The 13,918-nt window shown below is 60.7% G+C and carries 12 protein-coding genes; 7 read left to right on the forward strand and 5 right to left on the reverse strand.

Annotated features, from left to right (window positions below):
- Window positions 1-106: 106 nt before the first annotated feature.
- The 3 genes from OES25_01405 to OES25_01415 form a co-directional block, all read right to left on the reverse strand.
- The gene (locus tag OES25_01405) at window positions 107-832 is read right to left on the reverse strand and encodes a hypothetical protein (protein ID MDH3626296.1); all 726 of its coding nucleotides are present in this window, start codon (window positions 830-832) and stop codon (window positions 107-109) included.
- A 66-nt stretch (window positions 833-898) separates the two neighbouring features.
- Window positions 899-2,050 carry a S1C family serine protease gene (locus OES25_01410; GenBank protein ID MDH3626297.1) on the reverse strand — a complete coding sequence of 384 codons (1,152 nt, stop codon included), beginning with the start codon at window positions 2,048-2,050 and terminating at the stop codon, window positions 899-901.
- Window positions 2,047-3,873 carry a sulfatase-like hydrolase/transferase gene (locus OES25_01415; protein MDH3626298.1) on the reverse strand — a complete coding sequence of 609 codons (1,827 nt, stop codon included), beginning with the start codon at window positions 3,871-3,873 and terminating at the stop codon, window positions 2,047-2,049. The genes OES25_01410 and OES25_01415 overlap by 4 nt, the downstream gene beginning before the upstream one ends.
- A gap of 123 nt (window positions 3,874-3,996) precedes the next feature.
- Between OES25_01415 and OES25_01420 the strand changes: the two genes are divergently transcribed.
- Window positions 3,997-5,238 carry a PQQ-like beta-propeller repeat protein gene (locus OES25_01420; GenBank protein MDH3626299.1) on the forward strand — a complete coding sequence of 414 codons (1,242 nt, stop codon included), beginning with the start codon at window positions 3,997-3,999 and terminating at the stop codon, window positions 5,236-5,238.
- A gap of 14 nt (window positions 5,239-5,252) precedes the next feature.
- Here OES25_01420 and OES25_01425 read toward each other — a convergent pair whose 3' ends face one another.
- Window positions 5,253-5,990 (reverse strand): DUF2092 domain-containing protein, encoded by a 738-nt coding sequence (locus tag OES25_01425; protein ID MDH3626300.1) that lies wholly within the window; start codon window positions 5,988-5,990, stop codon window positions 5,253-5,255.
- 130 nt (window positions 5,991-6,120) lie between these two features.
- Between OES25_01425 and OES25_01430 the strand changes: the two genes are divergently transcribed.
- The 5 genes from OES25_01430 (at window position 6,121) to OES25_01450 (ending at window position 11,967) form a co-directional block, all read left to right on the forward strand.
- The gene (locus tag OES25_01430) at window positions 6,121-7,446 is read left to right on the forward strand and encodes a PQQ-binding-like beta-propeller repeat protein (GenBank protein MDH3626301.1); all 1,326 of its coding nucleotides are present in this window, start codon (window positions 6,121-6,123) and stop codon (window positions 7,444-7,446) included.
- Window positions 7,447-7,547: 101 nt separating this feature from the next.
- A complete protein-coding gene (locus OES25_01435; protein ID MDH3626302.1) occupies window positions 7,548-9,518 on the forward strand; it encodes a TonB-dependent receptor in 1,971 nt (656 codons plus the stop codon).
- Entirely contained in the window at window positions 9,515-10,588 is a 1,074-nt protein-coding gene (locus OES25_01440; GenBank protein MDH3626303.1) for a hypothetical protein, read from the forward strand. The genes OES25_01435 and OES25_01440 overlap by 4 nt, the downstream gene beginning before the upstream one ends.
- A 22-nt stretch (window positions 10,589-10,610) precedes the next feature.
- A complete protein-coding gene (locus OES25_01445) occupies window positions 10,611-11,318 on the forward strand; it encodes a class I SAM-dependent methyltransferase (GenBank protein ID MDH3626304.1) in 708 nt (235 codons plus the stop codon).
- Complete coding sequence (locus OES25_01450) at window positions 11,296-11,967, forward strand: hypothetical protein (GenBank protein MDH3626305.1); 672 nt, start codon at window positions 11,296-11,298, stop codon at window positions 11,965-11,967. Before OES25_01445 ends, OES25_01450 begins: the two co-directional genes overlap by 23 nt.
- Window positions 11,968-11,971: 4 nt before the next feature.
- Here OES25_01450 and pseB read toward each other — a convergent pair whose 3' ends face one another.
- Window positions 11,972-12,967, reverse strand: coding sequence for a UDP-N-acetylglucosamine 4,6-dehydratase (inverting) (gene pseB, locus OES25_01455; GenBank protein MDH3626306.1), 996 nt, complete (start codon window positions 12,965-12,967; stop codon window positions 11,972-11,974).
- A gap of 205 nt (window positions 12,968-13,172) precedes the next feature.
- On the opposite strand from pseB, the gene OES25_01460 reads away from it, so the two are divergent.
- Entirely contained in the window at window positions 13,173-13,916 is a 744-nt protein-coding gene (locus tag OES25_01460; GenBank protein ID MDH3626307.1) for a hypothetical protein, read from the forward strand.
- The last annotated feature ends 2 nt before the right edge of the window (window positions 13,917-13,918 follow it).

Raw genomic sequence — 13,918 nt, forward strand, 5'->3', positions numbered from 1 at the left:
TCGACGTTCCATCGATCACAATAGACGATAGCTGACAGCAAAATGCCATCTCAAATGACAATTCGCGAGTCTTTTATTCCGGAATCGGCGAATGGCGCCGGGAGCGCTAAGACGACCGGCGATCGAGGCCGTGTTTACTGAGCCGAGAGGCCAGCGTCGTCGGACGAAGTCCCAGACGGGCCGCTGCACCGTCGTCACCGTAGATCTTGCCGTCGCTGGCCTGGAGCGCGGCCCGGAGGTTTCGGCGCTCGAACTCTCTCATTTGCTCTTCGTTCAGCACTGGCCCGTCTGTCAAACTCGACTGCCCGACGAACGCCGCGCGCCCCAGAGCCTGAGTCATGTGGGCGGCCAACGTCTTGAGCCAGGCGACACCCCCGCCGACGAACGTCACCGATGCGAGAATGACAAGGATCGCGCAGGTTCCGGCGTCGTTCCCGGGTCCGGTAATCGGCTGAAACGCGACGCCGCGGACACCCGGCATCCGAGCCCACGCCAATCTGGAGTCCGCCAGATCGTTGTGCCAATTGGTCTTCCCGGCGTCGTCACCGTCGATGATGGTGGCGGCACCCAGCGGAAGGCCAGTCCGATCGATCACGGGAGTGACCACGGCAAGCCCCGCCCGATCCCAGATCCTCCACGCGGCCGTCGAGTCGGCCCCGGTGCCGGACATCTCATCGTCGGTTCGCCGCTGATCCCAGAGAGAGGCCCACAACACGTCGGGGCGATCTGCGAGCGTCGTCACGAGCCAGTTCCCCAACTCTTGTCGGTCTCGGAGGGCGGCGAGGTCGACCAGGACCTGATCGAGAGATCTGAGCGGTTGTCCGTGACTCATGGGCGGAAGGATAAACGAAATCCCGTCGCGTTGGAAACGAAATTCCGTTGGAGACACCGGTTCGGATCAGCGGGTTATTGCGGCCGCTGGACGTTGTTCGATGGTGACCGTCGTTTTGATCTCGTTCCCGTCGCGGAACAGGAGCAACTCGACCTCTCGATCGATGCCGAACAGATAGAGCCACCGCTGAAAGTCCTTGACCGCCAGGATCCGTTGCCCACCCATCTCGACCAGCACGTCACCCACCTGGACACCCGCTTGTGATGCCGGACTGGGAACGAACAGATCGTCGATGTAGACACCCGTTCGTGGTGACGACTGCAACTGTTTTCGCAGGTCAGGAGAGAGCTGGAGAACCGAGAACCCGAGCCACGGCGAGACGCGGCTCTCCTTCTCACGCAGCGCTCCATAAAGCGTCATCGCCAGATTACTCGGCAGTGCGAAGCCGGATCCGACTCCGGCGACCCGATCCAGCTCATCCGATGGCGCAGAGGCCCCGGGCGGAACACTCATCCCCACGACCCTACCGTGAATATCAACCAGGGGACCGCCCTGGCTCTGAGGCGGGACGCGATTCGACGTCTGAACGTAGGTTCGCGTCAGTTCCTCCTGGTAACAGTCACGTTGGGGACGAAGAGAGACGACTCCCGCCGCGAAAGTTCGCTCAGCTCCTTCCGGATCGCCGAAAGCGATCGCCCATTGCCCTACACGTATGAGATCGCTATCTGCCGATGGGAGAACGGTCAGCTCGACCGGAGTGTCAACCTTGACGACCGCGAGGTTGATCGTGGGTTCAATGCCGACGATTCGACCACGAACGCGAACTTGCCGACCGAATTCGACTTCCAGGATGTCCACGGGCGTTGGGTCATCCGGGTGTTGAACCGCGTCGCGAGTCGTGAGGATGTATCCGTCCTTGCTGACGAAGAACCCGCTTCGCGCCGTCCGTCTCGCGTGGCCAGGAAACCGCTCGGCCTCCTGCCCGGTCCAGCCGTCCTCGTCGCGGGGACTGGCCCCAGCGGCGATCTTTCGGTAGCCGCGAATCGCGACTACCCCTGGCGAAACCCGTTCCGCGACTTCGATGAAGGCGTTTTCGAGAGACAACGCGGTCGCGAGGCTGCTGTCGGATTCGGTCGTCGACGGGGAGTCCAATGACCACGTCAGGCCAACCGTCAAACACAACAACAGGGGAAGTGCATGCAGATGCGATCGTCTCATGGGGTATCTCCCTGCGCCGCCTCGAGTCGTTCCAGTTGCTGACGAGCGTACGGGCCGGACCGGATCGGATCCACCTCGATCGCATGGCGAAACGCGGCCAACGCTTCGGCGATTCGGCCACGAGACGCGTGGTAGTGCCCCAGGCCGATCGCCACGCCGCCGTCCCGTGGGTCGAGCGCCTCCGCAGCGTCAAGGGCGTCACGAAACGCGACTTCATCGTTTCTTTGAAGGGCGTAACGGGCCAGGGTGACGTACCCCTCCGAGCGTGGCTGAAGCGCAACGGCCTGCCGCATCGCATGCTCGACGCGATCCGGGACATCGGCCATTTCATAGATGCTCGCCGCGCTGTACCACGCCCGCGCCGATGTCGGCTGCTCGGCGAGAACGGCCTCGATCGCCGCCTGCGCGTCCTCGTATCGTTTCTGACGCGCAAGATCCACGGCCTCCCGCATCCGACGCCAGACCCCCATCATCGTCTTCGGATCCTCGCCACCCACTCGCCGTGACGCGTTCGAACCGGCGACATATCCGAGCGACTGGAGACGACGGCGCTCGTCGGGTGTCTGTTCGCGACCGCCGTCAAGCAATGCGAGATCATCACCCCAATGACTTCGCAGCTCGGATAGGACGCGCCTTGACTCCACAGCTCTGGCGTCATCGTTGTAGAGATTGGTCAGTTCTCCCGGGTCCGTCGCGAGATCGAAGAACTCCGGATCGGGGGCGTCGATGTACTTGGTGGTCAGTGTGCGCAAGCCGTGCAGCGACGACCATCCGTAATCGAGGAGCGGTGCCATCGTCTCGACATGAACCTGTCGGTCCGGTGAGATGGGTTCGCCTATCAGGTCAATCCCATCGAAGCGGTTGCCGTCGAACGGAATATCGAGGAGCGAGAGTACGGTCGGAAGAACATCTACGGTTGCGGCCAGGCGATCGCGAACCGGTCCGCCGCCTCGTGCGACCGATGGTCCGGAGAAAATCAGCGGAACACGCATCGTGCTCTCGTAGATCAGGTCGGCGTGAGTCCACTCATCATGTTGCCCCAGACCCTCACCGTGATCCGCGGTCAGTACGGTAAGCGTGTGATCAAGAAGTTCGGCCTCTCCGAGTTCTTCAAGGAGATGACCGACGCGGTCGTCGACCCAGGCGACCTCTCCCGCATACGGGTTCGTCGCGTATCGCTCCATCCACGGCGACGGGGCGCGGTAGGGCGCGTGGGGATCGTAGAAATGCAACCAGACAAAGAAAGGGCGATCAGTATCGCGGGTGTTCAGCCATTGCAAGGCTCGATCGACGACGACTCCGGCGTCGCGTTCAACATACGTCCCACCGGGGCGTTTGCCGCCACCGATGTGGACCTGGTCGTCGTAGTGGTCGAATCCCTGGCCGAGACCGTAGCGTTGGTCCAGGACGAACGCACCCGTGAACGCAGCCGTGGAGTAGCCACGCTGACGAAGAATCTCCGCCAGCGTCTCGAACTTCTCATCCAGCACGAACAGGCCGTTGTGACGAACCCCGTGGTGCGGTGTGTCCAGCCCCGTCAGGATCGTGGCATGGGACGGGAGTGTGATCGGTGACGCGGCAACTGCCTGCTCGTACCACACGCCTCCGGTGGCCAGGCGGTTCATGTTCGGAGTCTCGATTTGCGTGGCTCCGTACACACCGAGATGATCTGCTCGCAAGGTATCGACCGTGATGAGCAGAACGTTCTCATCGGCCGGGGTTACGGGCGGCGACGATTGTGGGCCGCATCCGACGAACGTCCAGATCAGGAATACCGCGAGTGCGCCGGCCCAATGGACTTGAATTGAATGGGAACGGGTCATGACCATCAATAATACCGCCTTCCGCCGCCAAGATCCGGTCTGGTATATGCTGGGAATCGCCTGAGGGGCAGGACCGAATCCCGATAGTCTCGATTCGAACGACGTCGCAGAAGAGGTGACAAGATGAAACGCACTCTGTTTGGCCTGCTTGTACTTACGGTCTCCCTGCTCCCGGCAGCGGACAAACCGACAGAGAGTAACTGGCTCCAGTGGGGCGGCCCCTCTCAGGATTTTAGAGCTACTGCAACTGGACTGGCCGACGCGTGGCCCGAGAGCGGTCCAAAAGAACTCTGGAGCCGCTCGCTTGGCGACGGCTACTCGGGAATCCTCTACGAGGCGGGCAAGATATACACGATGTATCGCACCGGCGACAACGAGGTCGTCCTCTGCGCCAACGCGAAGTCGGGAGAGACCATCTGGGAGCACGCCTACGCGTCCGCGCCTCGTGACGGTCATGTCACCCAATTCGGTATCGGCCCTCGCTCGACACCCCTGATCGACGGCGACCGCGTCTATACGATCGGGATCGCAGGCGTCATGCATGCCCTGGAGAAGAAGACCGGCAAGGCGATCTGGTCGAAAGATCTCTGGAGCGAACCGTTCAACGGCAACTTCCTGAATCATGGCTATTCGTCCAGTCCGATTGCCTACGGCGATACGATCATCGCACTGGTCGGTGGCGAAGGCACCAGCGTTGTCGCGTTCGACAAAGACGATGGTTCCGTCGCATGGAAGAACCAGAGCTTCGGCAACAGCTATTCAACTCCGCGGATATTCACGATCGACGGCGAAGAGCAGTTGATCACGTTCATGGCCAGCGAGGTGGTCGGTCTCGATCCCAAGAACGGCGACCTGAAGTGGCGGATACCCCACGAGAACACATGGAAGCAGAACGTAAGCATGCCGGTGCTTTCGAACGACAACGTTCTATTCATTTCGGCAGTTGAAGCGGGTGCCAAGGGAATTCGACTGAGTGTCAAGGACGGCAAGAGCACCGCAGAAGAGGCCTGGTCAACCCGCAAGATCCAGTTCTACCACGTCACAAGTGTTCAGGACGGTGACTGGGTTTATGGATCGACCGGCATGAGAACACCTGCGTTCATGGCTGCCGTCAACATCTCGACCGGAGAAATCGGTTGGCGCAAGCGTGGCTATGCCAAGGCGAACGTGATTGCCGCTGACGGTCGCCTATTCGTCCTCGATGAGGATGGCGTTCTGTCCATGACAACGGCGACACCGGAAGACCTGACGATGCAGGCACAGACTTCCCTCTTCGATGGCGTCTCATGGACAGTTCCAACGATCATCGGAGCGACGATGTACGTCCGTGATCAGCAGAAGATGGTGGCGCTCAGCTTGAAATAGCGACTGCCCTCGATTCAGGGCGCGAAGTCGTCAACCTGCTCGTAACCTTCGGGAAGTTTCATGCGAAACTTCGACGGGTCGATCTCGGGGTCGATTGCCAGGTCGAACAGCTGATAGGTCAGCGATCCTTCTCCCTGAGGGGTGCTGAAGATCTGAGTGCGCTGGCGTGGAAGGTCGTCCGATTTCGCGATCGACCAGATCGACTGCCCTCGCCCGCCGCTGTAGACAACGCGAATCTGGTGGCATAACTCGCCGCCGACTTCGTGCTCCTCCAACATCTCCAGACTCTCGGCGTTGATTTCATCGCCCATCGGCGAGGGGTGAACGAATTCCGCGACGATCGCGGCCTGCAGGGTTCGTCCCAGAGACCCGAGAACCCCGGGATCCATGTCCTCGTAGCCTTTCTTGTTGGAGTGATCGATCACGAAGTAATTGTCGCCGTTGCCGCCGCCGGTCAGCTCCAGCGTGTCTTCACCGTCGGCGACCGCCACATGCACGTACATCTTCTCGGGAAGTTGGTTCGCCCAGCCGCTGATCACGGCCTCGCCCTTCGAGGGCTTGACGAAATTCTCCGCCACGCCGGTCACCGTGGTGACCGTACGATAGCTCGCCGACTTGACCGCCTTGAGCGCCGCATCGGAGCGCGTCAGGACGCCGACCGCGTCGGACTTGGCGTCTTCGCCTTCTACGGATAGAGCTGGCACCCAGCTGACGATCGCTAGACTGATCAACCCGACGATTACTTTCATCATGTTCGTGACTCCCGACCGATGAGATTTAATGACCGACCTGTGCCGCGGGTCATGATACCCCGAGCATCCCGGCCCAGGGTAACGGCCGATCAATTGACGGGCTCCCCCGTCCACCGCTAAGCTCTGCCCCATGATGACCGTTCGAATTATTGCCCTGGCTCTCGTCTCTCTCGTCTTTTCCGTCGGTTGCCCTGCGAACGGCGATCGCCGTCCTTCCGCCGCCGGCGAGGACCCATCCGAGATGGGTCTGTCGACAGATGAGACTCGACGCGGATGGCCAGGTTGGGGCGGACCGACCCAAGACTTCCAACTCCCGACGAAAGGCCTCGCGGACATCTGGACTTCCATGGGTCCCACGACGGTCTGGCGGCGCGATCTGGGGGCCGGTTACTCGGCGGTCGTCGTGGCGGGCGGCAAACTATTCACGCTTTATCGCGAGGGAGATCAGGACGTTGTCGTCGCCCTTCGAGCAGAAGACGGCGTCGAGGAGTGGAGTCGCCGTTACGAGGCGCCGGCGCACGACGGCAACGTACTGCAGTTCGGCACGGGCCCCAACGCCACACCCCTGATACTGGGTGATCGACTGATCACGTTGAGCTATAGCGGCCTCCTACATTGCATGGCGATCGAGGACGGCGAGATCCTGTGGTCCCACGATCTGGTCCCCGATCTGGGTGCGACCGTCTTGGATTTCGGATTTTCGGCGAGTCCGATCGAACACGACGGGAACGTGATCGTCCTCGTCGGCGGCGCGCAGATGGCCGTTGCCGCCTTCGACCCGGTAGACGGATCTGTCGTGTGGGCCAGCGAGCCTGGCAGCGTCAGCTACGCATCGCCGGCAGTGATCGACGTCGACGGGCAAGAACAGCTCGTCTACTTCTCCGCGGACGAGATCATCGGCGTCGATGCAAGTGATGGCGCGCGACTCTGGAGTCACCCGTCGGTAAACCAGTGGAAGAACAATTCGACGGCACCAGTGTGGGGCGAAGACAACCTTCTGTGGGTCGCAACACAGCCGGATGGCGGGACGCGCGTGCTCCGACTCGCGCTTGCGGATGATGGTTTGACCCAGGTGACGGAACTCTGGGCCAATCGCCAGGTCAGCATTCACTACTGGAATTCGATCCGGATCGACGACACGTTCTACGCCTCCATCGGCAACAACGGATCGATCCTGGCGGCAATTGACGCGGAAACCGGCGAGATTCTCTGGAAAGAGCGAGGTTTCTCACAGGCCAATTTTGTCCACATCGGAGACAAGACACTCTTCCTGGATCAGCATGGCAATCTGGCCCTGGTGCGATTGGGACGCGACGGTCTCAAGATCCTCTCGCGAGCGACGATCTCGGATGAGAAGACGTGGACGGCTCCCACACTCGTCGGCACCCGGCTCTACGTTCGCGACACGGGGGCTTTGCAGGTGTTCGAACTTGCGGCGACGAATGGTCCACCTTGAACTGACGGTGGTACGGCCCCCGGTCGGACACTATCATTAGATACGAAGCACGCCGCGCCGGCGTGAGAGACGTCGGGTCGAATCGAGGAGCTTCCGGTCTAATGCAACGTGTTGCGCCCTCCCGCGTCCTATGCCTGGTGTTAGCTCTGTCCGTCGTTTCGATCATCGGGGCCCAGTCCGACAAGGACGACAAGGGCGACTCGGTCGAGACCGAAGAGGCGAAGAAGATCGAATGGCAGGAGCACGTCTCCGCCAAGGCAGAGATCGAAGGCGCAACGGACAGTCCCGTGGGAGCAAGCTCGACGGTTCTGACACCCGGCGAGACGTTGGATACACCGGAGTCGGTGACACGCCTGGCGGCGAGTGCGCCGGGCGTCTCGGAAAACGGTCAGGATGGCTTGTTCCAGACGATTTCGATACGCGGCGTCTCTCGACAACGTGTCATTCAGTTGATCTCGGGAATGCGAATCACCAGCGAGCGGCGTGCCGGAGTCTCGGCCTCGTTTCTCGATCCTCTCCTCGTCGGGCGTGTCGAGATCGTTCGCGGTCCGGCGACCACGTTTCACGGCTCCGGTGCGCTGGGAGGCGTGGTGCAATCGTTCCCGTCGAGCCCGTCGGGATCGATGTTTCAGACCGGGTACAAAAGCGACGGCGATGAGAGCTGGCTTGCCGGCTCGTTCGGAGCCGGAAACGGCTCGATCAGTTTCGCCCATCGGACCGCGAACAACGCGGAGACCGCCGAGGGCGACGTCCTCAATTCAGCGTTCAGCCAGACATCAGCCGTCTTTCGCTACAGTCATCGCGCGGGTAACAAGCAATATCGATGGATCTTGATACCCAGCTACGGAGATGACATCGGAAAGTCCAATACGGATTTTCCGGCCAGGACGACAATCTACCCCCGCGAGCGCCATCAACTGCTGAAGTTCGAAGTCAAAGCCGATGCGGGATGGCGCTTTCATAGCTACGTTCACACCCAGGACCTGCAGACGGATATCGTAGAGGCGGGCGTGGAGCGCGCAGTCGTCGACAATGACGCCTTCGATTTCGGAGTGCGATTCGAGCGAGAACATCGAAAGGGCATCGACACTCGTATTCGATACGGCGTCGAGACGATCGGTCGTCGGGACGTGGATTCGCGTGAAGTAAGGACACCGCTGGATCCGATGTCGATGGATCCGGTCGAGACGTTTCGGACGCTCGACGGTGCCGACGAGATCGAGGTCGGCGTGTTCTCGAGTATTCGTCATCGACGAAATCGAATCGAGATCGAGGGCGGCATCCGCCTGTCCAGCGATGTCCAGGAGAATGGGACGGAACGTCCGGATGAATTCACCGCGAACGGCTTCACCGGAATCTCCTATCGACTCTCCGACCGCTGGGAGGTGCGCAGCTCGATCAGCAGTGGTCTTCGATTTGCAAGTCTCACGGAGAGGTTCTTCAGCGGCTCCACCGGTCGTGGCCGGGTAGTCGGCAACCCCGACCTCGACTCCGAACGCTCCCTGAACGCAGAGTTCTCGACCCGCAGGATCGGCAAACGGTCTTTGGTCTCATTCGCGTTGTACCGAAACCGAATCGACGACTACATCGAACGGGTGACCATCGGTCCAGACGAGCTTCGCAGCTTCGTTAACCTGACCTCCGGGACCATCAACGGGGTAGAGCTTCAAGGACTGAGACGGTTCGAGGGCGACTGGATGTTGCAGTGGGGTGGCCATCTGATCCGCGGCGAGGATGACGGAACAGGTGACGAATTAGCCGACATCCCACCTCATGAGGCATTCGTCGGGGTCTCCCATCGAACGGGTCGCTGGAGTTGGAGGGCCCGTCTTCGAGTACGAGGGGCGAAGGACCATTTCGCCCCTTCCGGTGAGGTCGCCATTCCATCCGTGCAGCTTCTGAGCGCCGCGATCCGCTATGACCTCTCCACCGACTGGGCTCTGCACGTGAGTGGCGAAAACCTGCTGGACGAGTCCTACTTCCGGTCGGCGGACGACAAGTCCCCTCTCGCTCCCGGACGCGCGTTCGGAATCCACCTGGTCTGGAAGTCCGCGGCGGCCCAGACACGATGACGTCGCTATACGAACGTCTGGCAGATCTGCCGGTCACGATCGACGGCTATCGACTCCACCAGCAGCAGATCGCGAACGGAGGCTGGACTCGTCTCACGACGACAGTCTGTTTGCAGGGTGGGGGACACGACGGGCTAGGAGAGGACGTCAATTACTCGGCGGACGAGCAGCGGTCCTTCCTCGACCGGGGAGCGACTCTGAATCTTGCCGGGACATTCACGCTCGACGATTTCAGTCGACATCTGGATACCCTGGATCTGTTTCCGGCACCCCCCGAGTCGCCGGCATCCCGCAACTACCGGCGCTGGGCGTTCGAGAGTGCAGCGCTGGACCTCGCGCTGCGCCAGTCGGACACCACCCTGGCTGAAATTCTCCAACGCCGCCCCCAACCTGTTCGTTTCGCGGCGTCGATGTCCCTCGGCAACCCTCCAAGCGTCGAACCCGTTCTTGCCCGCAGGATCGACAAGCCCTCACTGGAGGTCAAGATTGACTACGACGCGTCGTGGACGCCCCATTTCGTCGACCGGCTGGGCGAGCTAGGGAACATCCGTGTCGTGGATCTCAAGGGGCTCTACGTGGGTTCGTTCAGCGGCCCGCCCCCCCACCCTGCGATGTACAAGACGATCGCGGAGGGCCTTCCGGACGCCATCCTTGAGGACCCCGCCGATGACGCCGAGTGTGCGCGGGTCCTTGGACCCCATCGCGACCGTGTCAGTTGGGACGCCAATATCCACAGTATCGACGATCTGAAAGGGCTGCCTTACCGGCCAACGATTCTGAACATGAAACCCTCACGGTTTGGAAGACTCCGAACCCTGTTCGACGCCTACGATCACTTCCTCGATGCGTCGATTTCACTTTACGGTGGCGGGCAATACGAGCTCGGCGTCGGGCGTGGTCAGATCCAGTACCTGGCCAGCTTGTTTCATGGCGATGCGCCCAACGACGTGGCCCCCGTGAAATACCACTCTCTCGCGCACCGCAAGAGCTGGCCCGATAGTCCGCTTTCGCCGTCTATCGACCCGTCCGGGTTCCGTTGGCACGACGCTTCGCTTGACTTTCCCGCATAACTCCACTACAAAAAGCTCGACGATGGACCAGGCGCGCAAACCTTCTAAAGATGACCCCAGTCGCCCGACTGAGCACGGCTACGCGTACAAGAAACAGTTCTACCGGGAATCCGCGGTAGCTAGCGACTACGACTTTCATCGGTTCGGCGAACCTCGGAGAGTACGGCGAAACATCAAGAAGTGGAAGGCGATCTGCAAGGCGCTCGACGAGACCGATGGCGTCGAGTCGGTCCTGGACATCCCTTGCGGAACCGGACGATTCACCGGGAGTCTTGCCGAGCGTGGACACCTGGTGATCGGAAGCGACATCTCCCTGGAAATGATGGTCGAGGCGCAAAGCAAGTTCAACGATCTCGAGAGGTTTGCCGGGTACGTCCAGGCGGATGCCGAGGCGCTCCCGATGCCTGATAGCTCGGTCGACTGCGTGATGTCCATCCGATTCATGTTTCACGTCGATCCCGCAACGCGAGTTCGAATCCTTCGAGAGATGGGTCGAGTCTCCCGCCGCTGGTTGATCATCGATTACCGGCATTGCTACACGCCGCGCTATCTGAAGTGGAAGATCAAGAGTGCCCTCAGGATGACAAAGACTCCACTCGAGCGAGTTTCTCGACGCGAGATGGAAGATGAGTTCCGTGAAGCCGGCATCAAGATTCGACGTGTAATTCCCGTCGCCCGTGTCTTCTCCGACAAGTGGATCGTGGTCGGTGAGTCTCCCCACAACGCATAGCGATACCGACCCCCCGTCGTTCGAAAACCGAACCATCGGCGATGTGCAGGTGCTCGATCGCCTGGGCGAGGGTGGGCGTAGTGGCGTGTACAACGCCATCTGGAACGGCCAACAAGTTGCGCTGAAGATCTACAAGCTGTCTGCGTTGGAACGCCACGCGCGCAAACACCCGGTCCGCCTTGAAGAGTTCGAGTACTCGCGGAATCTGGCATTCTACGAGGCTCCCGGAATGGCAAGGTACGTTGCTCGCCCGTATGGGACACTCGTCGTCGACGACGTACGCGGGTTCATGCAGGAACGGCTCGACGGCGAGCTGTACTACTTTTACTACCGACGCCACGAGGGGAAGCTACCGCCGTCACTGTTCGAGCATGTTCGTCAGATGGTGAAGCTGTTTCACGAGGCAGAACTATACGACGTGGACCTTCACTCGATGAATGTCATGGTCGTTGAAGACTCGGATGGCCAACCGATCCCGAAACTGTTCGACTTCAACCTGATCCCGTTCAACGTTCGCCCACCTAATCCGCTGCTTGGCGTGCTTCTCAAACTGGGGTTGATGAGCCCCCGCGCCCGAGACCTGAGAAAGCTGAAGAATTTCCACAACTTCGAGCGGGTTGAACGAAAACTCCTGAAGTTCTACGAGTGACGCTTCAACTCTGGCGGTTGATCTCCCGCAGCTGCTCCACGGTGAGGAATCGTTCGTTCGAATTCGAGCAGAACTCGAATCCAGGGTCGACCGGCTTGCCGATCTCTCCTAGTAGATTACGAGTGTAATCAACCTCTCGCTCGCTGTTCTCGGTGTTCGGGTAGATCACAAAATGGTCCGCGAACTCAAGCGTGTGATGGGAGTCTGCCTCCGGACACATCATCTCGTGGAGCTTCTCGCCGGGACGAATACCGATCTCCCGCAGAGAAACCGATTCGTCGAGCGATCGTGCAAGATCCTCGATTCGAACGGAAGGAAGACGCGGAACGAAGATCTCGCCGCCCTGCATCCGTTGGAAGGCCGCGCTGACGAACGAGACGGCCTCATCGCTGGTGATCCAGAAACGCGTCATGCGCAGATCCGTGATCGGTAGCTCATCCTTGCCGGCGGCCAGTTGTGCACGAAAGAGAGGAAGGACGGAGCCTCGAGACCCGACAACGTTCCCGTAGCGTACGACGGAGAACAAGGTCGGATGCTGGCCCGCGATATTGTTTGCCGCGACGAAGAGTCGATCGGCGGCCAATTTCGTCGCGCCGTAGAGACTCACAGGGCTGGCCGCCTTGTCCGTTGAGAGAGCAACCACCCGCTTCACATCGTTTGCCAGAGAAGCCGAGATCACGTTCTCCGCACCGTGGATGTTCGTCTTGATGCATTCCATCGGATTCTGCTCTGCCGCCAGAACCTGTTTGAGCGCCGCAGCGTGAACGACGAGATCGATGCCCCGCATGGCCTCGACGAGACGATCGCGGTCGCGAACGTCACCGAGCACGAACTGCAAGACACGCGAGCCCATCTCGTTTCGCATCTCGAACTGCTTGAACTCATCGCGGGAGAACACGACCACTCGACGGGGGGCGTGGCGCCTCAGGAGATTTCGAACAAAATCTCGACCGAAGGACCCCGCGCCGCCGGTGACGAGAATGGACTGTTCGTCGAACATCGCGACCCCTTTACCCGCTCCTCAACCCACGGCGAATGCCGAGGGCCCATTTTTACAACAATTCACAACTCGCCTCGACCGTGAAACTTCGCAGGGTGGCTCTCCGTATCCCCCTCTGGCGCCCCCTCCAGCCCTTGCGGGTCGCCGCGGTCTGAGGTGTAATCAATGGCCTCATCCGACACACTAATCCACTCGAGGAGCCATGATGAAATCTAGATTGAAAACCTGCTTCGCGGCGACCCTGCTGCTCTCGGCGATCTCGGTCGCCTCTGCGGCCGGAGACGATGCTTTCGCCGGATTCTGGGCCGGAGATATCCAGGTGCCAAGCGGCGCGATCGCCGTCACGGTCGCGCTCGAGAAGGGTGACGACGGCAGCTGGAAAGCACGGATCGATGTCCCCTCCCAGGGAATTCGACAGGTCGCCATGGCGGGCGTCTCGGTGGAAGAAGGCAGCGCCAGCTTCTCCATCCCCGAGGTGCCGGGGGACCCGACATTCAACGGCACGTTGTCGGAAGATGAAAACTCGCTGGCCGGGACGTTCGAACAGGGCGGGCAGGCGATCCCGTTCTCCATGACCCGGGGTGAGAGACCGGCGGACTACGACAAGGATTTCTATGCCGATTTCACCGGTGACGGCGTGGCCGGCAAGGGCCTACCGGGCACCTGGCACGGTATGATCGTCGCTGGCCCTCACAAGCTCCGGTTGGTGCTGAACCTCAGCGGTGCCGAGGAGGGCTATGGGGGTTCGATCAAGAATCTCGATCAAGGCGGGGCCGATACCCCGATCGCCGAGATCGCAATCGGGGAGGATCGGGGCGTAACGTTCGACATCCCGGCCGCCCAGAGCACCTATCAAGGCACGATGAACGAATCCGGATCCCTGATTGAAGGCGACTGGACGCAAGCCGGATCGACTTTCAAGGTCGACTTTCGGCGGCACGCGGAGTGAAC

It is taken from the genome of Acidobacteriota bacterium, assembly GCA_029861955.1.
In the GTDB taxonomy this organism is placed as follows: Bacteria; Acidobacteriota; Polarisedimenticolia; order Polarisedimenticolales; family Polarisedimenticolaceae; genus JAOTYK01.